The sequence below is a fragment of the Hoeflea ulvae genome (genome assembly GCF_026619435.1).
Classification (GTDB): Bacteria; Pseudomonadota; Alphaproteobacteria; order Rhizobiales; family Rhizobiaceae; genus Hoeflea; species Hoeflea ulvae.
Map to the genome: position 1 here is coordinate 3,361,443 of NZ_JAOVZQ010000001.1, position 22,674 is coordinate 3,384,116.

20 protein-coding genes and 1 pseudogene are annotated in these 22,674 nt (G+C 62.5%); 14 read left to right on the top strand and 7 right to left on the bottom strand.

From position 1 onward, the window contains the following. Nucleotides 1-41 precede the first annotated feature (41 nt). The 6 genes from phnC to OEG82_RS15990 all read left to right on the top strand — a co-directional run bounded on the left by phnC (nucleotide 42) and on the right by OEG82_RS15990 (nucleotide 6,950). Nucleotides 42-848 carry a phosphonate ABC transporter ATP-binding protein gene (gene phnC / locus OEG82_RS15965; RefSeq protein WP_267613380.1) on the top strand — a complete coding sequence of 269 codons (807 nt, stop codon included), beginning with the start codon at nucleotides 42-44 and terminating at the stop codon, nucleotides 846-848. Then, nucleotides 845-1,660: a phosphonate ABC transporter, permease protein PhnE gene (gene phnE, locus OEG82_RS15970; RefSeq protein ID WP_267613381.1), complete on the top strand. Its 816-nt coding sequence runs from the start codon at nucleotides 845-847 to the stop codon at nucleotides 1,658-1,660. The genes phnC and phnE (OEG82_RS15970) overlap by 4 nt, the downstream gene beginning before the upstream one ends. Next, complete coding sequence (gene phnE, locus OEG82_RS15975) at nucleotides 1,660-2,478, top strand: phosphonate ABC transporter, permease protein PhnE (protein ID WP_267613382.1); 819 nt, start codon at nucleotides 1,660-1,662, stop codon at nucleotides 2,476-2,478. The genes phnE (OEG82_RS15970) and phnE (OEG82_RS15975) overlap by 1 nt, the downstream gene beginning before the upstream one ends. Continuing rightward, a complete protein-coding gene (locus tag OEG82_RS15980; RefSeq protein WP_267613383.1) occupies nucleotides 2,475-3,398 on the top strand; it encodes an HAD-IIA family hydrolase in 924 nt (307 codons plus the stop codon). Before phnE (OEG82_RS15975) ends, OEG82_RS15980 begins: the two co-directional genes overlap by 4 nt. 151 nt (nucleotides 3,399-3,549) lie before the next feature. Next, complete coding sequence (ppsA, locus tag OEG82_RS15985) at nucleotides 3,550-5,940, top strand: phosphoenolpyruvate synthase (RefSeq protein WP_267613384.1); 2,391 nt, start codon at nucleotides 3,550-3,552, stop codon at nucleotides 5,938-5,940. 62 nt (nucleotides 5,941-6,002) lie between these two features. Continuing rightward, nucleotides 6,003-6,950 carry a 1-phosphofructokinase family hexose kinase gene (locus OEG82_RS15990; protein ID WP_267613385.1) on the top strand — a complete coding sequence of 316 codons (948 nt, stop codon included), beginning with the start codon at nucleotides 6,003-6,005 and terminating at the stop codon, nucleotides 6,948-6,950. A gap of 7 nt (nucleotides 6,951-6,957) precedes the next feature. Here the strand turns inward: OEG82_RS15990 and OEG82_RS15995 are convergent, their stop codons facing one another. The 3 genes from OEG82_RS15995 to arsB form a co-directional block, all read right to left on the bottom strand. Next, complete coding sequence (locus OEG82_RS15995) at nucleotides 6,958-7,890, bottom strand: L-lactate dehydrogenase (protein ID WP_267613386.1); 933 nt, start codon at nucleotides 7,888-7,890, stop codon at nucleotides 6,958-6,960. A gap of 161 nt (nucleotides 7,891-8,051) precedes the next feature. Beyond that, nucleotides 8,052-9,932, bottom strand: a complete 1,881-nt coding sequence (locus OEG82_RS16000; RefSeq protein WP_267613387.1) for a L,D-transpeptidase family protein — start codon at nucleotides 9,930-9,932, stop codon at nucleotides 8,052-8,054. Between the two features lie 242 nt (nucleotides 9,933-10,174). Further along, nucleotides 10,175-11,236 (bottom strand): ACR3 family arsenite efflux transporter, encoded by a 1,062-nt coding sequence (arsB, locus tag OEG82_RS16005; RefSeq protein ID WP_267613388.1) that lies wholly within the window; start codon nucleotides 11,234-11,236, stop codon nucleotides 10,175-10,177. Between the two features lie 224 nt (nucleotides 11,237-11,460). On the opposite strand from arsB, the gene OEG82_RS16010 reads away from it, so the two are divergent. The 3 genes and pseudogenes from OEG82_RS16010 (at nucleotide 11,461) to OEG82_RS16020 (ending at nucleotide 15,095) form a co-directional block, all read left to right on the top strand. Continuing rightward, nucleotides 11,461-13,068: a fumarate hydratase gene (locus OEG82_RS16010; RefSeq protein WP_267613389.1), complete on the top strand. Its 1,608-nt coding sequence runs from the start codon at nucleotides 11,461-11,463 to the stop codon at nucleotides 13,066-13,068. A gap of 143 nt (nucleotides 13,069-13,211) precedes the next feature. Next, nucleotides 13,212-14,281, top strand: a pseudogene (locus tag OEG82_RS16015) (GGDEF domain-containing protein). Between the two features lie 193 nt (nucleotides 14,282-14,474). After that, complete coding sequence (locus OEG82_RS16020; protein WP_267613390.1) at nucleotides 14,475-15,095, top strand: L,D-transpeptidase; 621 nt, start codon at nucleotides 14,475-14,477, stop codon at nucleotides 15,093-15,095. A gap of 59 nt (nucleotides 15,096-15,154) precedes the next feature. On the opposite strand, the gene OEG82_RS16025 is transcribed toward OEG82_RS16020, so the two are convergent. Both OEG82_RS16025 and OEG82_RS16030 read right to left on the bottom strand, forming a co-directional pair. Beyond that, nucleotides 15,155-15,763: a pyridoxamine 5'-phosphate oxidase family protein gene (locus tag OEG82_RS16025; protein WP_267613391.1), complete on the bottom strand. Its 609-nt coding sequence runs from the start codon at nucleotides 15,761-15,763 to the stop codon at nucleotides 15,155-15,157. Continuing rightward, nucleotides 15,760-16,743, bottom strand: coding sequence for an alpha/beta fold hydrolase (locus OEG82_RS16030; RefSeq protein WP_267613393.1), 984 nt, complete (start codon nucleotides 16,741-16,743; stop codon nucleotides 15,760-15,762). Before OEG82_RS16030 ends, OEG82_RS16025 begins: the two co-directional genes overlap by 4 nt. A 45-nt stretch (nucleotides 16,744-16,788) precedes the next feature. On the opposite strand from OEG82_RS16030, the gene OEG82_RS16035 reads away from it, so the two are divergent. After that, nucleotides 16,789-17,289 carry a MarR family winged helix-turn-helix transcriptional regulator gene (locus OEG82_RS16035; protein ID WP_267613394.1) on the top strand — a complete coding sequence of 167 codons (501 nt, stop codon included), beginning with the start codon at nucleotides 16,789-16,791 and terminating at the stop codon, nucleotides 17,287-17,289. Here the strand turns inward: OEG82_RS16035 and OEG82_RS16040 are convergent. Then, complete coding sequence (locus tag OEG82_RS16040) at nucleotides 17,286-17,666, bottom strand: gamma-butyrobetaine hydroxylase family protein (protein ID WP_267613395.1); 381 nt, start codon at nucleotides 17,664-17,666, stop codon at nucleotides 17,286-17,288. The two genes, OEG82_RS16035 and OEG82_RS16040, sit on opposite strands and share 4 nt — an antisense overlap. Nucleotides 17,667-17,830: 164 nt before the next feature. On the opposite strand from OEG82_RS16040, the gene moaA reads away from it, so the two are divergent. Together moaA and OEG82_RS16050 are read left to right on the top strand one after the other, a co-directional pair. Continuing rightward, entirely contained in the window at nucleotides 17,831-18,844 is a 1,014-nt protein-coding gene (gene moaA / locus OEG82_RS16045) for a GTP 3',8-cyclase MoaA (protein ID WP_425497594.1), read from the top strand. 184 nt (nucleotides 18,845-19,028) lie between these two features. Beyond that, nucleotides 19,029-19,937: a DMT family transporter gene (locus OEG82_RS16050; RefSeq protein WP_267613396.1), complete on the top strand. Its 909-nt coding sequence runs from the start codon at nucleotides 19,029-19,031 to the stop codon at nucleotides 19,935-19,937. A 22-nt stretch (nucleotides 19,938-19,959) separates the two neighbouring features. On the opposite strand, the gene OEG82_RS16055 is transcribed toward OEG82_RS16050, so the two are convergent. Next, nucleotides 19,960-20,172 (bottom strand): hypothetical protein, encoded by a 213-nt coding sequence (locus OEG82_RS16055; protein WP_267613397.1) that lies wholly within the window; start codon nucleotides 20,170-20,172, stop codon nucleotides 19,960-19,962. 213 nt (nucleotides 20,173-20,385) lie between these two features. Here OEG82_RS16055 and OEG82_RS16060 point away from each other — a divergent pair, with 213 nt between their 5' ends. Both OEG82_RS16060 and OEG82_RS16065 read left to right on the top strand, forming a co-directional pair. Further along, nucleotides 20,386-21,615 carry a multidrug effflux MFS transporter gene (locus tag OEG82_RS16060; RefSeq protein WP_267613398.1) on the top strand — a complete coding sequence of 410 codons (1,230 nt, stop codon included), beginning with the start codon at nucleotides 20,386-20,388 and terminating at the stop codon, nucleotides 21,613-21,615. Nucleotides 21,616-21,837: 222 nt separating this feature from the next. Beyond that, on the top strand, nucleotides 21,838-22,635 hold the full coding sequence (locus OEG82_RS16065; protein ID WP_425497595.1) for an ABC transporter substrate-binding protein: 798 nt from the start codon (nucleotides 21,838-21,840) through the stop codon (nucleotides 22,633-22,635). The last annotated feature ends 39 nt before the right edge of the window (nucleotides 22,636-22,674 follow it).

Here is a 22,674-nt window from a genome sequence, read left to right on the forward strand (position 1 = left end):
GCATCTGACCGCCGCGCTTCCCCTGCCGATCACGGAACCCCATGCTGCAACTCAACAAACTGACCAAGACCTATCGCACAGGCGACAAGGCGCTTCAGGACGTCACCCTGACCATTCCCAAGGGCCAGGTTCTGGCCCTGATCGGACCGTCCGGCGCAGGAAAATCGACATTGATCCGCTGCATCAACCGGCTGGTCGAGCCGACATCGGGATCCGTGATCCTCGACGGCACCGACGTGACGGCGCTGAGCTCGGGCGGCCTGCGCAAGATGCGCCGCCAGATGGGCATGATTTTTCAGGAATATGCGCTGGTCGAGCGGCTCACCGTGATGGAGAACGTGCTCTCCGGACGGCTTGGCTATGTCGGCTTCTGGCGCTCGTTCCTGCGCAAATACCCGCAATCGGATGTCGATGAGGCGTTTCGGCTGCTTGACCGCGTCGGATTGCTGGCCATGGCCGACAAGCGCGCCGATGAGCTCTCCGGCGGCCAGCGCCAGCGTGTCGGCATTGCCCGCGCGCTGATCCAGAACCCGCGGTTGCTGCTGGTCGACGAGCCCACCGCCTCGCTCGATCCGAAGACCTCGCGCCAGATCATGCGCCTGATCTGCGAATTGTGTGCCGAACGCGATCTCGCCGCCGTCATCAACATCCACGACGTGGCGCTGGCGCAGATGTTTGTCGAGCGCATTGTCGGCCTGAAGGCCGGCGAACTGGCCTTTGACGGCAAGCCGACTGAAATGAGCGACGAGGTTCTGACCACGATCTATGGCGAAGAAGACTGGCATGCCACCATCCGCGACGTCGATGACGAGGAAGAAGACACCGTCGCGGTGGAGCCTGTTCTATGACCACGGCCACGCTTGACGACCGGCTTGGCCAGAGCTGGCAAAAGCCGCATCTGATCACCAATCCGCTTCTGCGCTGGGGCCTGTTCATTGGCGCTCTCGTCTATGTCGTGCTGGCCGTCAGTTCGATCGACGTCAACTGGTCGCGCGTCGCCGAGGGCCTGAGCCGCGGCTGGGCCTTCGTGACAGCCTTCTTCAATCCCGATTTCGTCTCCCGCGGTGGCGACATCTGGGACGGCATCATCGAAAGCATCATCATCACCATCACCTCGACGGTGGTGGGCATCGCGATTTCGATTCCGATCGGCCTGGGTGCTGCGCGCAACATCGCGCCGCTGCCGATCTATCTGGTCTGCCGGGGCATCGTCGCGCTGTCACGCGCGCTCAACGAGATCATTGTCGCCATCCTGCTGGTCGCCATCTTCGGCTTCGGCCCGCTGGCCGGATTCCTGACGCTGTCATTTGCCACCATCGGCTTCATGTCGAAACTGCTGGCCGAGGACATCGAGGAAATGAGCAAGGTGCAGGCGGAAGCCATCCGCGCCACCGGCTCATCCTGGCTGCAATGGATCAATTACGGCGTCCAGCCGCAGGTGATGCCGCGGCTGATCGGACTGTCGATGTATCGTCTCGACATCAATTTCCGTGAATCCGCCGTGCTCGGCCTGGTCGGCGCCGGCGGCATCGGCGCCACGCTCAACACCGCTTTCGACCGCTATGAATTCGACACGGCGGCTGCAATCCTGCTCATCATCATCGTCACCGTCATGGCGCTGGAATATCTCTCCGGCATCATCCGGGCAAAGGTGCAATAATGCCGGTATCAACTGACGTTAATGGCGCCAAGGTCTGGCAGTTGCACAATCGCAACCAGACCATCACCCGCTGGGCCGGCTATCTCGCCGCCGTCGCCATCTTCATGTGGTGCTGGCAGCGCATCTCGGAGGCCACCACCTGGTTCTTCGTCTGGGATGCGCCACGCATTGCCGCCGACATCGGCAGCCGCGCCTGGCCGCCGCGCTGGTCCTATATGGACAATCTGTGGGGGCCGCTGTGGGACACGCTCAACATGGCCACGCTCGGAACCATCCTGGCGCTGTTCATGGCGGTGCCGGTGGCCTTTCTGGCCGCGCGCAACACCACGCCATCGGCCGTGTTCATCCGCCCCATCGCGCTGTTCATCATCGTCGCCACCCGTTCGATCAACTCGCTGATCTGGGCGCTTCTGCTGGTGGCGGTCATCGGACCGGGTGTCTTTGCCGGGCTGCTGGCGATTGCCTTCCGCTCCATCGGCTTCTGCGCCAAGCTGCTCTACGAGGCGATCGAGGAGATTGACGAGAAGCAGGTCGAGGCGATCACCGCCACCGGCGCCAGCCGCTGGCAGGTCATGGCCTATGGCATCGTGCCCCAGGTGATGCCTGCCTTTGCCGGCATCAGCGTCTTCCGCTGGGACATCAATATCCGAGAATCCACGGTTCTGGGCCTCGTCGGCGCCGGCGGCATCGGGCTGCAATTGCAGTCATCGCTCAACACGCTGGCCTGGCCGCAGGTGACGCTGATCCTGATCGTCATCCTGGCAGCCGTGATCGTCGGCGAATGGGTCTCGGCCAAGGTGCGCGGAGCCATCATGTGAGCACCGGAGCTGCCATCCTGAAAGGCGCGGACACCACGATCGCCTTCGACGAGTATGAATCCGTGCGCCATCGCCTGCCGGTGATGCGCCGTCGGGCCGACTTCGTCCGGGCCGAAAACCTCGACGCCATCGCCGATCAGATCGACGTGTTCCTGCTCGACGCCTTCGGCGTGCTCAACATCGGCGAGACCGCCATTCCCGGCGTCGTCGACCGCGTCAACGGGTTGCGTCAGCGCGGCAAGCAGGTGCTGGTGGTTACCAATGCGGCGGGCTATCCCTCCTCGGTGCTGCATCAGCGCTACACGCGGCTGGGCTACAGTTTCGGCAGCAATGATGCCGTTTCGAGCCGCATGGCGCTGCTGAGCGGGCTCAATTCCTATCCGCACCGCAAATGGGGCATGGTGGCCGCGCCAAAATTCGGCCGCGAAGAGCTTCCCGACGGCGCCATCTTTCTCGAAGACGACCCGGCTGCCTATGCCGAGGCCGAGGGATTTTTGATGTTCGGCGCATCGGCCTGGAGCGAAAGCCGCCAGGCACTGCTCGAGCAGGCGCTGAAAGACAAGCCGCGAGAGCTGCTGATCGGCAATCCCGACCTGGTCGCGCCGACCGAGGCCGGACTGTCGCTCGAACCCGGCCACTATGCGCACCGGCTTGCGAGCGCCACCGGGGTGGAACCGGTGTTTTTCGGCAAGCCGTTTCCGGCAGTCTTTGACATGGTCCGCAAGCATATCCGCCCCGGCGTGCCCGACGAGCGGGTGGTGATGGTCGGCGACACGCTGCATACCGATATTCTCGGCGGCAATGCCGCGGGTTTCCGCACCGCGCTGATCCAGGGCTTCGGGTTCTTCGATGGCGGGGACCCCGAAGCCGCGATCCTGAGCTCCGGCATCACGCCCGATTTCATCCTCGACCGGCCCTGAACCGGCGCCTGCCGCCCCGCCGGTTGCGCCTCTCCGCATGGGTTCAATCGTTTCGGTTGCCGCTTGATGCACGTCAAGGCGGCAGCAATTGCCCGATTTATAGTGGCCTCTCGTCCAGTCCTGCTTCACACAGCCTTTTCGGGAGCCCCACATGTCCGCAGCCAACAAGAATGTCATCTGGTTTGAAGATCTCGCCCGCGGTGATGTCGCGCTGGTTGGCGGCAAGAATTCCTCGCTGGGCGAAATGGTGCAGCAGCTTGGCAGCAAGGGCATCGACGTGCCGCCCGGCTTCGCCACCACCTCGGATGCGTTTCGCGCCTTCATCAAGGCCAATAATCTCAACCAGGTGATCGCCGACGCGATGGCAATGCTCGACAGCGGCAAGCGCACGCTGGCCGAAACCGGCAAGGCCGTCCGCGCCGCGATTGCCGAGGGCGACTGGCCCGACGACATCCGCGAGGCGATCCTCTCGGCCTATCGTGAACTCTCCGAACGCACCGGCAACAAAGAGCTTTCCGTCGCCGTCCGCTCCAGCGCAACCGCCGAAGACCTGCCTGATGCCAGCTTTGCCGGCCAGCAGGAAACCTATCTCAACGTCCGCGGAGAAGCGGCGCTGCTGTCCACCTGCCGCCGCTGCTACGCCTCGCTGTTTACCGACCGGGCCATCACCTACCGCAAGATCCAGGGTTTTGATCACAACCAGGTGGCGCTGTCGATCGGCGTGCAGCTGATGGTGCGCTCCGACATTGGCGGCTCCGGCGTGATGTTCTCCATCGACACCGAATCCGGCTTTGACAAGGTGGTGCTGATCAATGCCGCCTGGGGACTGGGCGAAAACGTTGTTCAGGGCGCAGTCACCCCCGACGAATATGAAGTGTTCAAGCCATTGCTCGACAAGCCCGGCCTCAAGCCGATTGTCGAGAAGACCTGCGGCGCCAAGGAGATCAAGATGATCTATGCCGGTGCGGAAGGGGGCGAGACCAAGAACGTGCCGACCTCGAAGGCCGAACGTGGCGCCTATGTGCTGTCCGACGACGAGATCCTCAATCTCGCCCGCCAGGCAGCGACCATCGAAGAGCATTACGGCCAGGCGATGGACATGGAATGGGCCAAGGACGGCGAGACCGGCAAGCTCTATATCGTGCAGGCGCGGCCTGAAACCGTGCAGTCGCGCATCGATGTCACGGCGCTCAAATCCTACACCATCGGCAAGACCGGCAGGACCCTGCTCACCGGCCTGAGCGTCGGCGCCGCCGTGCGTGCCGGGAAGGTCTGTCTGATCGAGAACGTCAAGGACATCGACAAGTTCATCGACGGCTCCATTCTGGTGACGTCGACGACCGACCCCGACTGGGTGCCGATCATGAAACGCGCCGCGGCGATTGTCACCGACCATGGCGGGCGCACCTCGCATGCGGCCATTGTCAGCCGCGAACTCGGCCTGCCGGCCATCGTCGGCACCGGCAATGCCACCCATATCCTGCACGATGAGCAGGAAGTCACCATTTCCTGCGCCGGCGGCGAGGATGGCGTGGTCTATGAAGGCATCGCCGAATACGAGGTCACCGATGTCCGTCTTGACCATGTGCCGGCCACGAAGACCCGGATCATGCTCAATCTCGCCGATCCCTCGGCGGCCTTCCGCTGGTGGCGTCTGCCCGCAGATGGCGTTGGCCTTGCTCGGATGGAATTCGTCGTCAATTCCGCTGTCCGGGTGCACCCGATGGCGCTGGTCAATTTCGACACGCTCAAGGACGAGGCAGCCAAGGCCGAGATCGCCGAGCTGACCCGCCGCTACGACAACAAGGGCGATTATTTCGTCGAGACCCTGGCCCGCGGGTTGTCGCGCATCGCTGCCGTCGCCTATCCGAAACCGGTGATCGTGCGGATGAGCGATTTCAAGACCAATGAATATGCCGAACTGCTCGGCGGGCACGCCTTCGAGCCCAAGGAAGAAAACCCGATGATCGGGTTCCGTGGCGCCTCGCGCTATTACTCCGACAACTACCGCGCCGGCTTTGCGCTTGAATGCAAGGCGATCAAGATGCTGCGTGAGGAAATGGGCTTTGACAATGTCGTGGTCATGATCCCGTTCTGCCGCTCGCCCGACGAGGCCGACAGGGTGCTTGCCGTCATGGCCGAGAATGGCCTGGCCCGCGGCGAAAACGGTCTTCAGGTCTATGTCATGGGCGAGATCCCTTCCAATGTGATCCGCGCCGCCGAATTCGCCGAGCGCTTTGACGGCTTCTCCATCGGCTCCAACGACCTGACCCAGCTGACGCTGGGCGTCGACCGCGATTCGGGCGAACTGGCCGGCCTGTTCAGCGAGGCCGATCCGGCGGTGATCTGGATGATCGAAACGCTGATCGAGCGTGCCCATGCAGCCGGTGCCAAGGTCGGGCTCTGCGGCCAGGCGCCGTCCAACAACCCGGCATTCGCCAAGCTGCTGGTGCAGGCCGGCATCGACACCATCTCGGTGACGCCCGACAGTTTCGTCGCGGTGAAGGAAAATGTGGCGGAGGCGGAAAAATCCGCGAAATAAGTGCGCGCTCCGGCGTTGGAGCAGATTGAAACCACCTGCCCTGTTGTGTGATGGTCGGCCCCATGTCTGATATCCTGACCATCACGCTCAATCCGGCCTTTGACGTGTCGACCTCTGTCGGCACGGTCAAGCCCGGCCCCAAATTGCGCTGTGACGAGCCGCGATATGATCCCGGCGGCGGCGGCGTCAATGTCTCGCGTGCCATCTCGCGGCTTGGCGGCGTGTCCACCGCCTTCGTGGCGCTGGGCGGCCAGACCGGCGCCATGTTTCATTCCCTGCTCGACGCAGAGGATTTCGAGGTGACGCAGTTCGACATCGAGGGCAACACCCGCCAGTCCCTCGCCGTGATCGAGACCTCGACCAGCAAACAGTACCGCTTCCAGCTGCCCGGCCCTGAGTGGTCACCCGCACAGACCGCGCGCATGCTCGAGCATTTGCGCGCGCATCTCAGCGCCGGCCGCGTCGTGGTGCTGTCGGGCAGCCTGCCGCCGGGCGTGCCTGCCGATATTGCCACCACCGTCAATCAACTGGCGGTCGAGGCCGGTGCACAGCTCATCCTCGACACTTCGGGCGCCGCCCTCGCCGCCGCCGCCGGCAATCCCGGCCCGCCCTTTGCCTTGCTGCGCATGGATGGCGCCGAAGCCGCCGAAGTGTCCGGGCTCAAATTCGCCACGCCCGCAGAACTTGCCGATTACGGCTTAGACCTGATCCGCAAGGGCGCTGCGGAGCGGCTGGTGATGTCGATCGGCGCAAAGGGCACGGTCGGGGTTTCGGCCCAGGAGCGGTTTTTCTGCCAGCCGCCGAAACTCGAAACGCTCAGCGCCATCGGCGCCGGCGACAGCATGGTCGCAGCCATCGCGATGCAGCTCGCACAAGGCGCGAGCTTCCCCGACGCCGTCCGTCACGGCGTCGCCGCTGCAGGATCCGCCGTTTTGACCCCGGCCACGGAACTGTGCTCCAAGGCAACGGCGGAAGAGATATTGGGGCGCGTGGTGACGGCGGAGATCTGAGCGGGCCTCAAAAACGCAGCTTTGTCGAAAACCCCGAAATCACCTCGGCGCTGTGTTTGAGCGCGGCGCGTTCGCCTGCGTCGAGATCCGGCATCAGCGTGGCGACGACGCCTTCGCGGCCGATAACGCGCGGCAGCGACAGGGCCACGTCACGCACGCCTTCGATCTCGCCGGTGACCATCGACACCGACAGCACCGTGCGTTCGTCATCGGTGATCGAGCGGACAATCCGGGCGAGCCCCGCGCCGATGCCATACCAGGTGGCGCCCTTGCCTTCGATGATGGTGTAAGCTGCACCGCGCACCTGATCGGCGATTTGTGTGCGGGCGGCGGCGTCAAGCGGGCGGCCGATCTGTTCGGCGAACGAGACGATGGGGACGCTGCCGGCCATGGCGCTCGACCACACCGGCACTTCGCTGTCGCCATGCTCGCCCAGCACATAGGCATGAACCGAATTGGGCGCGATGCCCAGATGATCACCAAGCAGGCTTCTGAGCCGCGCTGTGTCCAGGATCGTGCCAGAGCCGATCACCCGTTCGACCGGCAGGCCGGAGATGCGCTGGGCGGCAAAGGTCATCACATCGAGCGGATTGGTGGCGATGAGAAGAATGGCTTCGGGCGCGGCCTTCATCACACCGGCGATGACAGAGCGGAACACCTCGACATTGCGCTCAAGCAGCGCCAGCCGGCTTTCACCGGGTTTCTGGCTGACACCGGCGGCAATGATCACCACCGCGGCATTTTTGAGATCGGCATAATCGCCGGCGCGCACCGCCACCGTGGTGGCAAAGGGCGTGGCGTGGGCGATGTCCTGGGCCTGGGCCCGGGCCAGGGCAGGATTGGCGTCAACGAGAACGATTTCAGTGCCGACACCGAGCAGCGCCATGGCATAACCCGCCGCACTGCCGACCATTCCGGTTCCGACAATTCCGATTTTCATGTGATCCTCGCTCCGATGTCCGCGGCACTGCCGGTTCGGCAGCGCTTTCATTGCTAGCAGAGAAGATCATATGGCGATGTGACCGAAGTCAATCCGGAACCGGCGCATGGCAAGGCCCCGGTCGGCGCCGCACATCCGGGTCGGAGCGCGGCGCCGGCATGTCAGGAACTGCGCGCCTCATCGGTGGCGGCAATCGCCTTGCGGAGATAATCGTCGCGATTATAGACGTCGGCATAATAGTTCACCACGCCGGCTTCATCCGGCCAGGCGGTGAAATAGGAGACATGAACCGGAATTTTCTGCTGCAGGTTCACCTGCTTGTTCTGGCCGGTTGCGATGTAGCTGCCGATGTCGGCGACTGAGGTGCCGAGCACCTTGGCAGCCATGCCGCGCGGGTCCTTCAGGCGGATGCAGCCATGGCTGAGCGCGCGGGTGTCCCGGTCAAACAGCGATTTAGACGGCGTGTCATGCATGTAGATGGCATGCGAATTGGGAAACAGGATCTTGAGTTCACCCAGCGCATTGCCGTCGCTTGGCGGCTGGCGCACGCCGATGCCGCTGCCCTTGCCGACAGCGTTCCAGTTGACCGAACTCGAGGACACCGCGCGGCCACTGACGGTCACCTCATAACCGAGCCGGTCCAGATAGGACGCGTCAGCGCGAAGCTTGGGCAGCATCTCGTTGATGATGATCGACTGTGGCACGCCCCAATAGGGGTTGAACTCGACCAGTTCGATCTCGTCGTCGAAGAAATTGGTCTGGTTGCCCTTCTTGCCGACCACGACCCGCATCGAGAGTTCGGCCTTGCCGTCATTGTAATAGGTGGCGGTATAGGCAGGCTGGTTGATGAACACCCGCCGCGCTGCCAGCACGCCCGGCAGCCAGCGCGAGCGCTCCATTGCCAGCCGGACCTTTTCGATCTTGTCGGCATTGGTGATGCCGACCAGCGCCCGCCGGGTTGCCGGACCGACGACACCGTCCGGCTTGAGACCGGCTTCCTTCTGGAAACCCTTGACCAGAGAGACGATCTCGTCGTCATATTCGGGCTTGCCGGCATAGCTTGCCAGCACCAGCGCATTGTCGACCTTGAGCGCATCGCTGCCATTGAGCGCGATGGCTGCCATCACATTTGCCAGTTCCGGATTGGATTGACCGGGCTTGAGCAACAGGTTTTCGGCAATGGTGACGCGCTTGCCTTCATCGAGGTCCTCGAGCCGTTTGAGCTCGGCTTTCAGCGCTTCGAAATGCGCGCCTTGCGGATTGTGCGCCAGCAGGGCTTCGGCCGGATCGGCGGATTTGGCGAGCGCTTCAAGGCTGGCGGCCAGATCGAGGCTCTTGCGCTTGAAATCGTGATAGCCAGAGATCCGGTTGGGATCGACCCGGCCACGGGTGGCGTCGAGAATATAGTCGGCAACAGCCGCCGACAGCTTCATCTCGAAAGCCATCAGTTGCTTCTGACGCTCGGCGCCGCGGGTGACATCAAAGGCCTCGGCAGGGATTTCGACGTGATAGTCGGCAGGCGACAGGCCGACAGCATCGGCATTGGCCAGCACGTCGACCACCGCGCGCGCGCGTTCGGTGACGGCTGTGCCGGCGACCCAGATATAATCGGGATGATGCGAATAGTGGTCGACAATCGCCTTTGCGGATTCGGGCAGCGCCCGCAGCGACAGTTCAGCCAGCGCCGGGCGGCCTTCGGCGAAGGCATCGATCCCCAGCGGTGAGAGCACCATGTCGCCAATCGCGCCGGTGACCACCGGGTCGGCGAGCTTGGAAAAATCGACCTTCGCCAGCTTGTCGGCCCTGTAGGTGTGGTAGCTCGGCCCCCGGACGCGGGTCACCGGCTTGGGCGCCGGGGCAGCAGCCTGGGGCTGCGACCGGGCCTTTTGCCGCGCCAGTTTCTCACGCTGCCGCTGTGCCGGGCTCTTGAACAGCACGTCGAACAGGCCTTGTGCCTGCGCCGGCGGTGTGGGCGCAATCACGCCGGTAAACCCAATCGCAATGGCGATCAGCGCCACCCCTGCTCTACTCTTGTAACTCATACCCAACCCAGATCCTTGTGCGAAGCCTGCCGGCCGACGTGTTCGAGATGAAAACGCTGCGTGCGGGCGCACCGTACCAAAACATGGTTACGAAGAAAAGAATGCCGGGCGAGATCGGACAGGCAATCGGCGATTGACACGATCAGCCGGAAGCACCCTCGCCGCGAGGCTGCGGGAGGAAAGGCCCTGCCCGCCCGCTCGCCAGGCGCGCCAAAATGCCGTCCGCGATGGCTGGCGGCAGGTTATTTGGCAGGCTTTTGCGCCGCGCGCCGCGACAGCGCAGGCGCCATTTCGTACCAGCCCTTCGACCGGTTGACGATCCAGACCAGCGACAGCATCACCGGCACTTCGATCAGCACGCCGACCACGGTGGCAAGGGCGGCACCCGAGGTGAAGCCGAACAGGCTGATCGCCACCGCGACCGCCAGCTCGAAGAAGTTGCTGGCCCCGATCAGCGACGAGGGAGCCGCGATCTCGTGGGTTTCGCCGACCACGCGATTGGCCACATAGCCGATGCCGAAGATCAGATAGGTCTGAATGATGATCGGCACAGACAGCAGCACGATGATCATCGGCTGCGCCAGGATCGCCTGGCCCTGAAAGGCAAACAGCACGACCAGGGTCGCCAGCAGCGCCAGGATGGCCAGCGGCTGAAGCTTTGCCAGCAGGGCCTGGAGCCCCGTCTCGCCGCTTGATGCCAGGATACGGTTGCGCAGAACCTGTGCAATGATCACCGGCACGACGATATAGAGCGTCACCGACAGAAGCAGCGTCTGCCACGGCACCGTGATCGCCGAGATGCCCAGAAGCAGCGCCACGATCGGCGCAAAGGCAAACACCATCACCAGATCATTGACCGTCACCTGGCTCAGGGTGAACAGCGGATCGCCCTTGGTCAGATTGCTCCAGACAAAGACCATCGCCGTACACGGCGCGGCGCCGAGCAGGATCAGGCCGGCAATGTAGCTGTTGATCTGGTCAGCGGGCAGAAATGGAACGAACAGCCAGCCGATGAAGAACCAGGCCATCACCGCCATGGTGAAGGGCTTGATCGCCCAGTTGACGATGAGCGTCACCGAGATGCCGCGCCAGTGCCGGCTGACCTGTCCCAGCGAGGCAAAGTCGATCTTGACCAGCATCGGAATGATCATCAGCCAGATCAGCACCGCGACCGGCAGATTGACATTGGCGATTTCAGCCGAGCCGACAGCCTGGAAAAAGGCAGGAAACACATAGCCAAGCGCAATGCCCGCAACGATGCACAGCGCCACCCACAGGGTCAGATATCGCTCGAATTTCGACATGTCATGGTCCTGTTCAACACGAGTTGCAGCCTGCCCGACACCCGGATCGACGGGATCGGATCCGGTGACTCAGGCGGCCAAGATAATTCTATAAATCATGATATATTGAATTACTCAAGCGCGACATCGAGCCCCTCCCCGCCTTGCCGCAATTGCATTCGCCGTGTCTTCATCCTAAGACCCGAATTCTCAATCTGGCAATCAGGCGACCGGAAAGGTACCCCTTGGCAAACGATCTGTTCCCCCTCGGCCCCGACACGACCACTTGGAAAAAACTGACCGATCAGCACGTCAATGTCGAGCAGTTCCGCGGCCAGGAAATCCTGACCGTGCAGACCGACGGGCTGCGGATGCTGGCGGAAGCGGCCTTCGGCGACATCAATCACCTGCTCCGGCCCGCCCATCTCAAGCAGCTGGCATCGATCCTCGAGGATCCCGAGGCCACAGAGAACGACCGCTTCGTGGCCCTTGATCTGCTCAAGAACGCCAATATTGCCGCCGGCGGCGTGCTGCCGATGTGCCAGGACACCGGCACCGCCATCATCATGGCCAAGAAGGGCCGCAAGGTCTGGACCGAGGGCGGCGACTACGAGGCGCTGGCCGGTGGCGTCCGCGACGCCTATGAGAGCCGCAACCTGCGCTACTCGCAGCTGGCGCCGCTGTCGATGTTCGAGGAAAAGAACACCAAGACCAACCTGCCTGCCCAGATCGACATCTATGAAGAGGGCGTCGACAGCTACGATTTCCTGTTTGTCGCCAAGGGCGGCGGATCGGCCAACAAGACCTTCCTGTTCCAGGGAACGCCATCGCTGCTGACCCATGACCGGATGGTCGAGTTCCTGCGCGAAAAGATCCTGACGCTGGGGACTGCCGCCTGCCCGCCCTATCATCTGGCGATCGTCATCGGCGGCACCTCGGCCGAGATGAACCTCAAGACGGTCAAGCTCGCCTCGACCAAATATCTCGACGAGCTGCCGACCAAGGGCTCGGAAGCCGGCCACGCCTTCCGCGATCTCGACATGGAAGCCGAGATCCACAAGCTGACCCAGCAGATGGGCGTCGGCGCGCAGTTCGGCGGCAAGTATTTCTGCCACGATGTCCGCGTCATCCGCCTGCCGCGTCATGGCGCCTCGCTGCCGATCGGTCTGGGCGTTTCCTGCTCCGCCGACCGGCAGGCCAAGGGCAAGATCACCAAGGACGGGATTTTCCTTGAGCAGCTGGAGACCGAGCCGTCGAAATATCTGCCGGACATCGACGAGGGCAAGCTCTCCGAACACGTGGTTCACATCGACCTCAACCGGCCGATGAGCGAGATCCTTGCGGAACTGTCCGGGCATCCGATCAAGACGCAATTGTCGCTGACCGGCCCGATCATCGTGGCGCGCGACCTGGCGCATGCGAAAATCCGCGCCCGGCTGGAAGCCGGCGACCCGATGCCCGATTATCTCAAGGATCACCCGGTCTATTATGCCGGCCCGGCCAAGACGCCGGAAGGCTATGCCTCGGGTTCCTTCGGGCCGACCACGGCGGGCCGTATGGATTCCTATGTCGACCAGTTCCAGTCCTTTGGCGGTTCGATGGTGATGCTGGCCAAGGGCAACCGCTCGCGCTCGGTGCGCGAAGCCTGCGCCAGCCACGGCGGATTCTATCTCGGCTCTATCGGCGGTCCGGCGGCCCGTCTGGCGCAGGACTGCATCAAGAAAGTCGAAGTCGTCGAGTACCCCGAAATGGGCATGGAAGCGATCTGGCGAATCGAAGTCGAGAATTTCCCGGCATTCATCGTGATTGACGACAAGGGCAATGATTTTTTCAAGGAACTGAACCTGGGCTGAAGCCAAGTTGTTTCAAAGACGAAGACTTGCCCTGTCGCTACCATTGCGGCAGGGCAAGGTTTCTCTGCAATTAACATTTCCCAAACAATTGTCTCGTAATATTCACCCTACAAATTTTCGTATGCCACGCTTGGGGACATAAGATGTCGGCAGTAGCTGCAAAAAAGGTCCAGAACCTGGACACCGCAACCATGGTTCTTGCAACCATGCGTAGGCGAGGAATTTCCGGACTCCCCGCAATTACGAGCTGGTCTACGAGGCACTCAACGCGTCCAACTCACGGCTGAGCAAGATGTTCGAAGCGCTGGGCCGCAACCCGGCGCAGGGCGATCTCGACAGGCTTGGCAAGGAGCACTTCCCCCACCACCACAGGACCGGTGTGGTCGAGGGCGCTCATGACAAGATCTCCGGCGAACTCGAAGGCATGTTGCGGCTGCTCAAGCAGGAGCAGTCCTCGCTTGAAAGCTATTCGAAACTGCTGGGCGAGACCTACACCCGCATTTCCACCAAGAGTGCGTCCAGCGCCGACATTCTCTCCAATGTCATCGGCATCCTGAGCAATGCCACCGGCGACACCATGGAAAAGGGCAAGGTGGTGGTCGAACACATGGTCGAGCGCGCCCGCGAAATGGAGCAGGTCAAGCTCGAACTCGATGAATACAAGCGCATTGCCAATACCGACACGCTGACCCGCCTGGCCAACCGGCGGGCTTTCGACGAGGTGCTTGCGGGGATTTACGACGACAAGCGCAATTCGCTTTACTACTCGCTGATCGTCGCCGATATCGATCACTTCAAGAAATTCAACGACACCTATGGCCATCCGGTCGGCGACCGGGTTCTGGGCGTCGTCGCCGCGATCATGAAGAGCACGCTGCGCAAGGATGTCTTCATCGCCCGCACCGGCGGCGAGGAATTTGCCGTGGTGCTGCAGGGGACCAGCCTCGAGGTCACCATGGAAATCGCCGAGCGGGTGCGCAGGGCGGTTGAGGCCACGCCGCTGAAGAACCAGAAGACCGGCGTCGATTACGGTCCGATCACGCTGTCGCTGGGCATGTGCATGGCAACCGAAGCCTCCTGCGCCGAAGACCTTTACAACAAAGCCGATCTCGCGCTTTACGCGGCAAAACACACCGGCCGTAACCGGGTGCATCTTTACAATCCTCAACTTGACAACGACTCGAGCAAATCCCGCGCCATCTACAAGAGTTGAGCCGCTCAACTCCGCGCGCGGGCGGCGACGGCGCGGTATCTGTATTTTGCTGGGGCGATGCTTGCCACAATTTCGCCTTGAAGCTGGACAGGTCCCGGCGAAGCAGTTACCCATGAGCAACGGACGGCCAGTGGCTAGTCAGTGGACTTGCGGCGGGCGTGACTTGAATTCAACCACAGCACCGGAACCCGATATGAAACGTCTCATTTCCTCCGCATTTCTCGCCTTGTGCCTGATGGCACCCGCAGCCGTTCAGGCGCAACCCGCAAGCCAGAGCACTGCCGAATCGAAATCGCTGCTGCAGCTTCTGTTTCCGCCATCGAAAAACTACAACCAGTACCGCCGCTCGGACAAATCGCCGATCAAGCGCAAGGTCATTTCCTTCAAGGAAAACCATGCGCCGGGCACAATCATTATCGATACATCGGACCGTCGCCTGTATCACGTGATCAAGAAGGGCAAGGCCATGGTCTATGGCATCGGCGTCGGCCGCGAAGGCTTTACCTGGCAGGGTCAGAAGAAAATCACCCGAAAGGCCGAATGGCCGGGCTGGACCCCGCCGCAGGTGATGCGCGACCGGGTCAAGCGCCAGGAAGGCCGTGTGCTGCCGGCCTATATGCCCGGTGGCCCGGAAAACCCGCTCGGCGCCCGCGCCATGTATATCGGCTCGACCATCTACCGCATCCACGGCACCAACCAGCCCTGGACCATCGGCAAGGCGATGAGCTCGGGCTGCATCCGCATGGCCAATGAGGATGTCGAGCACCTCTATGACCAGGTCAAGGTCGGAACCCGGGTGATCGTCCGCCAGTAGAATTTCCTGCGACGCAGATCCATGTTTGAAAAAACCGGCTGTCATGGCCGGTTTTTTTGTCACCACATGCTGGTCTTTGCCCGTTCGGGCCATTCACGATCATAAAGCCGGCTGTCGAAACCGGGTTTGAGCTCCTGCATCAGGCGGCCCGGCGTCGGCAAGGCCTCTGCATCGGGCCAGGTCTCCGCCTCCCAGATCTTCGCGCGCATCAGTGCTCTGGCGCATTGGAAATAGACCTCCTCGATGGTGATCACGATCGCCGAGCGCGGCAGCCTGCCCTCATTGGCGAGGCTTGCCAGCAGCTCCGCATCGACCGAGATTTCCGCCCGGCCATTGACCCTGAGCGTGCTGTTGGAGCCCGGAATCAGGAACAGCAGCGCCACCCGGCCGTCGCGGACGATGTTGCGCAGCGAATCGATCCGGTTGTTGCCGCGGCGGTCAGGCAGGATCAGGGTTTTGTCATCGCGGATGGTCATCACCTGCCCCGGATCGCCGCGCGGCGAGCAGTCGAGCCCCTCGGGCCCGCAGGTGGCCAGCGCGACCAGCGGCGAGGACTCCACCAGTTGCCTGTAGCCCCTTGTCAGCCGGTCACTGACCTTGATCACCGAAGCCTCCGCGCATTCGCCGTAGATCGCGTCGAGTTCGGCGACCGAGGTTATGATGGTCATGCAAGCCTCCTGAATGCCCCGCTGTCACTGGTGGCAAGTTTATTGATTTTGGCCAGGCTGGAAAGCGGCAAATCCACCACATCGCCATTCCCGACGCCGCCGACGAAGCCGGCAACGGCCTGGGTGACCGGAGCGGCCGAGACGATGCGGCGATGGCCGAACCCGTTGGCCTTCATCAGCCGGACATGCGGGCCGGTGGCGGCGATCGCCTCGGCATTGGCGAACCTGACCTCCTTGTCGTCCTCGGCATGGATGACCAGCGTCGGGATCCGCAGGTCATTGAGCATCCGGTCAACCCGGAATTCCGACAGCGGCCGCCCGGTCGCGCGCAACACCTGCCGTTCGAACGCGCTCTGCGCCGCTGCTCCAAGCCCCATATAGCTGCCGGCCCATTCGAACACGTCGGCCATGTTCGAGGGGGCGGCGATGGTGACGATGCGCTCGGGTGTCCGCTGCGGCACATGCAGGATCGCGCCTGCGGCGGCGGCCATTACCGAGGGGCCGCCAAAGGAATGACCGACAAAGGCCTCGAACGGCCCGTGCTGCCGCCAGGCGGCGTCGATCGCCTCCACCGCCTTGCCCAGATGCAGCTTGCGCCCGGTCGAGGCGCCGTGACCGGGCAGATCGAGACAGACGACCGTCCTGCCCTGCGCCACCAGCGCTTCGGCCAGCGCCACCATGTGGTCGCTGCGCGAGCGGTATCCGTGGACCAGCAGCACACGCCGGCCGTCTTCCTGGCCCGCCGCCGGACGGAACACATGGGTGGCGACAACACTGCCGGGAATCACCAGACGCACCAGTTCCGCCTGCGCCATGCGCGGCCCGGCGCTGGCGATGGCGCGCCGCTCCTTGTCGCTTTGCGGCTTCGCAGGCGGCGTCCGGCAGAACAGCCAGAACGCCAGTTCGCCAGCCTTTTCAGGTGATTGAGCCGCGACCTGCCGAAGCACGGCACGGGTGACCTTTTCAACAAGAGATGCCATAGTGGGTATCCGGATTGGTTCAACTATGAACAGAATTGTACAACCATGAACAAAAATCAAGTCCTGCCGTGGGACAACCCGCGCTTTCGCAACTGGATCGCCGTCGCCCGCGCCTGCCAGGTGATGGGCCTGACGCTGACGCGCGCCCTGCAACCGCTCGACATCAAGCCGCCGCATCTCGACATTCTCGTCAACCTGTTCCGCACGCCGGGCATTTCCCAGCAGGACCTGGCCGACAAGCTGCTGGTCGGCCGCTCCAACCTGTCAATGCTCTTGCCGCAGCTCGAAAAGCGCGGCCTGCTGGTCCGCAGCATCGATCCCCAGGACCGTCGCATCCTGCGGCTGGAACTGACCGCGGACGGCACCCGGCTCACCGAGCAGGCCATCACCATCCAGTCGGCCCTGATTGACCGCACCATGAAATCCTCGACCGCCGAAGAGTGCAATCTCGTCGGCGATGTGATGATGCGCATGATCAGCGAATTGACCCAGAGCGAGGACGTGGAGCCGGCTGACACTGCCGACCAGGATCGGAAGACTGCCTAGAACATCAGTTCCTGCGTCCGTGACATGTTCTTTTCTTCCAGTTCCGCCAGATATTCGCCCCAGCGCTGGTCCTTTTCCGCGCCAAGCTCGGACAGGAAGGCCCAGGTGAAGATACCGGTATCATGGCCATCGTCAAAAGCCAGGCGCACCGCGTAATTGCCGACCGGCAGCACCTTGGAGATGCAGACCTCGCGCTTTCCGCCAACGGTGACCCGCTGTCCCGGGGAATGCCCCTGCACTTCCGCCGACGGCGAGCGGACCCGCAGCAATTCGGCCTCGATCTCGTAGGAGCGGCCATCGGTGAAACTGACCACCAGGGTCTTGCGATCGGCAGACACGCGCAGTTGTGTCGGCCATGCCGTCTGATGATCGCCCATCGGCTAACCCTCCTGGTTTCAACGCCTGTCAGCGCTGATGTAGAGTTGATTGGGCCGGTCCACAAGCCGCCAGCGTGAAAACATCCGCCGTGAAGCGCCCCTGCCCTTGACGGAACCGGGATGGACGACGACATTGAGACCACAGCAATGAAGGATCATCCGCAATGGAAGACGCCGCAGCACCGATCATGATCGACCCGTTTGGCCGGGCTGTATCCTATCTCAGGGTGTCGGTGACGGACCGCTGCGATTTCCGCTGCACCTATTGCATGGCGGAAAACATGACCTTCCTGCCCAAGAAGGATCTCCTGACCCTTGAGGAACTCGACCGCCTGTGCACCGTCTTTGTCGAAAAGGGCGTGCGCCGGATCCGGCTCACCGGCGGTGAACCGCTGGTGCGCAAAAACATCATGCAATTTGTCCGCCAGGTCGGACGCCATATCGACGCCGGCCGCATGGACGAGCTGACGCTGACCACCAATGGCTCGCAGCTGGCAAAACACTCCGCCGAGCTGTTTGACTGCGGCGTGCGCCGCATCAATGTGTCGATGGACACGCTCGATCCGGACAAGTTCCGCAAGATTACCCGCTGGGGCAATCTCGACAAGGTGCTCGAGGGCATCCGTGCCGCGCAGGCGGCGGGACTGAAGATAAAGATCAATGCCGTGGCGCTGAAGAATTTCAACGACACCGAGATTCCGGAGATGCTGCGCTGGGCCCATGGCCAGGGCATGGACATGACCGTGATCGAGACCATGCCGATGGGCGAGATCGACGAGGACCGCACCGATCAATACATGCCGCTGTCGCTGCTGCGCAGCAATCTCGAGCGGCAGATGACGCTTGAGGACATTCCCTACCAGACCGGCGGCCCCGCCCGTTATGTGCGTGTCAAGGAAACCGGCGGCCGGCTCGGCTTCATCACCCCGATGACTCATAATTTCTGCGAAAGCTGCAACCGCGTCCGCCTCACCTGCACCGGCACGCTCTATATGTGCCTGGGCCAGAACGACGCCGCCGATCTGCGGGCGCCGCTGCGCGCCTCAGAGGGCAACGAGCTGCTGTCGCAGGCGATTGACGAAGCCATCACCCGCAAGCCCAAGGGACATGATTTCATCATCGACCGGACCACCCGGCAACCGGCCGTCTCCCGCCATATGAGCGTGACCGGCGGCTGAGACCGGCCCGGCAGCTTACCCGCTCGCACGCCGCGGCACAGCCCACTGATTGACGATCAGTCTGTCCGTGACCGATCAATTCCAGTGATGGATCGGCAATCCGGCACGGATGGGTCGTTGTTGCCGACAATGCTAACCTGACCCTTGAGCCGACGATTCCACGCCGGCATTTTCCGGAACCCTCATGGCCATTTCCCCCAACCTGCGTGGCGCCTTGTTCATGTCCCTGTCGATGGCAGGCTTCACGTTCAATGATTCCATCATCAAGCTGCTGACCAGCGATCTGAGCATTGCCCAGGTGATGTTTCTGCGCGGGGCCATTGCATCGCTTCTGATCTATCTGCTGGCCCGGCAGCAGCGCGCGATGCGGCCGTTTCGGCTGCTGCTCAACCGCTGGGTGGCGATCCGGATCCTGGGCGAAGTCGGCGGAACCGTGTTCTTTCTGATCGGGCTCTCCCACATCCCGCTGGCCAATGCCTCGGCGATCCTGCAGGCCCTGCCGCTGGCGGTGACCATGGGCGCGGCCCTGTTTCTGGCCGAGCCGGTGGGCTGGCGGCGCTGGGGCGCCATCCTGGCGGGCTTTGCCGGCGTGCTGATCATCGTCCGGCCCGGCGTCGACGGATTCTCGCCCTATGCCCTGCTGATCGTCGGCACCGTGATCTTCGCCTCCGCCCGCGACATCGCCACCCGCAAGATCCATGCGGCGATCCCGTCGCTGTTCCTGTCGACCGTCACCGCCATAGCCGTGGCTCTTGCCGGGCTTGTGCTGATCTGGCCGATGGGCGGCTGGAATCCGGTGAGCGTCCCGGAATTCGGCCTGATCAGCCTGGCCGCCTGCCTGGTTCTGGTGGGTTATCAGTTCATCATCATGTCTATGCGCGAAGGCGAGATATCGTTTGTGGCGCCGTTCCGCTACACCGGGCTGATCTGGGCGGTGGTGCTGGGCATGGTGTTGTTCGGCGAATTTCCGGATATCTACATGCTCACCGGCGGTACAATCGTCATCGGATCGGGATTGTACACGCTCTATCGCGAGCGCATCAAAAGCAGCGCCAAGCCGGCCAGCCGGGCCGCAGCGCGGCATTCGCCGTAAGTCCCGCCATGCAGGAACAGGCTTACTTGCCGGCCGAATCGGCCGTCCGCACCGCAGCGATGGGAATGATCTTGCCGGCCTCGAGCCGCCCATCCGGGATGGCAGCGCTCCCCAGCTCCGCCAGTGCTTCCCTGAACAGGGCGTCTGTCTCCCATTCAAGCAGCAATTGCACATGGCCACACTCACCCCATGGCGCATTGCAAAACGGGCACTGGTCGCTTTCGCTTTCCGGCATTCTGTCTACCACCCACGTTACTCAATACACGGAACTAGAAAAACCCCTAAGGATTAATGGCATGTTGACATTTGGACACAGCGCTCAAAGTATATCTTATCTATTTTTCATGCAACCTGCCGCAAAGCCGGAGCAAGACTGTTCCGGCGATCTCGTTTCCGGCGCGTCGGATTTCATTTGCATCGCAGCGCCCGACAGCACAAAACACTGCAAATGACCAAGGCGATATTCCTCGACCGCGCGACCCCGCCCCACATCGTCACACTGGTGGTGATTTCCGGCCTTTCCGCGCTCAACATGAACCTGTTCCTGCCTTCCCTGCCGGGCATTGCCGCCTATTACCAGGCCGATTACGCCGTGGTGCAGCTGGCCGTGTCGGGCTATCTGGCTTTCACCGCGCTGTTGCAGCTTATCATCGGACCCTTGTCGGATCGTTACGGCCGCCGTCCGGTGATGCTGACGGGCCTGCTGATTTTCCTGCTGGCCACCGCACTGGCGCCGTTTGCCCCGACGGTGGAGAGCTTTCTGGCTTTCCGGATGCTGCAGGCCGGCGTGGTTTCCGGCATGGTGCTGTCGCGCGCCATCGTCCGCGACATGGTCGGCACCGATCAGGCCGCCTCGATGATCGGCTATGTCACCATGGGCATGACCCTGGCGCCGATGATCGGCCCGGTCATGGGCGGCGTCCTGGAGGACCTGTTTGGCTGGCAGTCCTCCTTCGCGCTGCTGTTCGTGCTGGGACTTGCGACGCTGGCTCTGGTCATTGCCGATCTCGGCGAAAGCAATCTCAGCCGCTCGCCCAGCATGCTCAGACAGTTCGGCGCCTATCCCGAACTGTTCCGCTCGCGGCGGTTCTGGGGCTACACGCTGACGGCCACCTTTGCCTCCGGCTCATTTTTCTCGTTTCTCGGCGGCGGCCCCTTCGTGGCCACGGCGATCCTGGGCATGAACCCGACGCAGCTCGGCTTCTACTTCGTCTTCATTGCGCTGGGATATATGAGCGGAAACTTCCTTTCGGGCCGGTTCGCCCGGCAGATGGGCATCAACCGCATGATGATCGCCGGCTGCATCCTGGCCACCTTCGGCATGGCGCTGTCCCTGCTGCTGTTTCTCGCCGGCATCTGGCATGCACTGTCCTTCTTCGGCCCGATCTTCTTTGTCGGGCTCGGCAACGGAATCACCCTGCCCAGCGCCAATGCCGGCATCGTCAGCGTGCGTCCGCATCTGGCCGGCTCTGCGTCAGGTCTCGGCGGCGCCATGATGATCGGCGGCGGTGCCGCGCTGTCGGCGCTGGCCGGCGCCATCCTGTCCCAGGAAAGCGGACCCTATCCGCTGATCCTCGTCATGCTGGTCTCGTGCATCTTCAGTATCTTCGCGACACTCTATGTGCTTCGCGTCGAGCGCAGCCTGGCGACCGAAGCCAGGACGGCACAGGCCAACTGAAGCCGCGGCCGCAGGCTGCGGCACCCCGCGCCGACCGCGTCACCGGCAGGTTGATATGGATTATCCCCAGCTTACCTTCGGGCAGGTTACGTAAGCTGGATTTTCTGTTGCATTAGCCAATGAAACAATGGGAGTATTCCGGTTCACGCGGGAGACAATGAACCGCGATAAAATGGAATGCGGCAACCACAGGCCGCAATCCGGACAACTGAGAGGACACCCATGCCTATTTCCAAGCGTTTCACTCTGGCAGTCTCGGCTGTCGCACTTGCCATGACCATGGGCGTCTCCGCCCAGGCCGCCAGCCATGGCGGCATGAAGAAGGTCGTCATCGGCACCGAAGGCGCCTACCCGCCCTTCAACAACCTGGAATCGGACGGCAGCCTCGTCGGCTTCGACATCGACATTGCCAAGGCGCTTTGCGAAGAAATGAAGGTCGAGTGCGAATTCGTCACCCAGGACTGGGACGGCATCATTCCAGCTCTTCTCGCCGGCAAGTTCGACGCCATCATCGCGTCGATGTCGATCACCGAGGAGCGCAAGGAGAAGGTCGACTTCACCAACAAATACTATAACACGCCGCCGGCCATTGCCGTGCCGAAGGACAGCGACATCACCGAAGCCAGTGATGCGGGTCTCGCCGGCAAGATGATCGGCGCGCAGTCGTCGACCACCCACTCCAACTATGCCGAAGAGAAGCTTCCCTCGGCCGAACTGAAGCTCTACCCGACGCCGGACGAGTACAAGCTCGACATCGACTCGGGCCGCATCGACGCGGTCATCGACGATGTCATCGTTCTCACCGAATGGCTCAAGTCGGATGCGGGCACCTGCTGCAAGCTGCTGGGCACGCTGACACCGGATCCGGTGATCAACGGCGAAGGCGCCGGCATTGCCATCCGCAAGGGCGAAACCGAACTGCGCGACATGTTCAACACGGCGATTGCCGCCATCCGCGAAAACGGCACCTACAAGACCATCAACGACAAGTATTTTGACGTTGATGTCTATGGCGACTAAGCCGGACGTGAGCCTGTAACACCAGACCTGAAGCGGCGG

Coding starts and splice junctions, on each gene's coding strand:
- phnC (WP_267613380.1), top strand. CDS start 42: ATGCTGCAACTCAACAAACTGACCAAGACCTATCGCACAGGCGACAAG.
- phnE (WP_267613381.1), top strand. CDS start 845: ATGACCACGGCCACGCTTGACGACCGGCTTGGCCAGAGCTGGCAAAAG.
- phnE (WP_267613382.1), top strand. CDS start 1,660: ATGCCGGTATCAACTGACGTTAATGGCGCCAAGGTCTGGCAGTTGCAC.
- ppsA (WP_267613384.1), top strand. CDS start 3,550: ATGTCCGCAGCCAACAAGAATGTCATCTGGTTTGAAGATCTCGCCCGC.
- OEG82_RS15990 (WP_267613385.1), top strand. CDS start 6,003: ATGTCTGATATCCTGACCATCACGCTCAATCCGGCCTTTGACGTGTCG.
- OEG82_RS15995 (WP_267613386.1), bottom strand. CDS start 7,890: ATGAAAATCGGAATTGTCGGAACCGGAATGGTCGGCAGTGCGGCGGGT.
- OEG82_RS16000 (WP_267613387.1), bottom strand. CDS start 9,932: ATGAGTTACAAGAGTAGAGCAGGGGTGGCGCTGATCGCCATTGCGATT.
- arsB (WP_267613388.1), bottom strand. CDS start 11,236: ATGTCGAAATTCGAGCGATATCTGACCCTGTGGGTGGCGCTGTGCATC.
- OEG82_RS16020 (WP_267613390.1), top strand. CDS start 14,475: ATGAAACGTCTCATTTCCTCCGCATTTCTCGCCTTGTGCCTGATGGCA.
- OEG82_RS16025 (WP_267613391.1), bottom strand. CDS start 15,763: ATGACCATCATAACCTCGGTCGCCGAACTCGACGCGATCTACGGCGAA.
- OEG82_RS16030 (WP_267613393.1), bottom strand. CDS start 16,743: ATGGCATCTCTTGTTGAAAAGGTCACCCGTGCCGTGCTTCGGCAGGTC.
- OEG82_RS16035 (WP_267613394.1), top strand. CDS start 16,789: ATGAACAAAAATCAAGTCCTGCCGTGGGACAACCCGCGCTTTCGCAAC.
- OEG82_RS16040 (WP_267613395.1), bottom strand. CDS start 17,666: ATGGGCGATCATCAGACGGCATGGCCGACACAACTGCGCGTGTCTGCC.
- moaA (WP_425497594.1), top strand. CDS start 17,831: ATGGAAGACGCCGCAGCACCGATCATGATCGACCCGTTTGGCCGGGCT.
- OEG82_RS16050 (WP_267613396.1), top strand. CDS start 19,029: ATGGCCATTTCCCCCAACCTGCGTGGCGCCTTGTTCATGTCCCTGTCG.
- OEG82_RS16055 (WP_267613397.1), bottom strand. CDS start 20,172: ATGCCGGAAAGCGAAAGCGACCAGTGCCCGTTTTGCAATGCGCCATGG.
- OEG82_RS16060 (WP_267613398.1), top strand. CDS start 20,386: ATGACCAAGGCGATATTCCTCGACCGCGCGACCCCGCCCCACATCGTC.
- OEG82_RS16065 (WP_425497595.1), top strand. CDS start 21,838: ATGCCTATTTCCAAGCGTTTCACTCTGGCAGTCTCGGCTGTCGCACTT.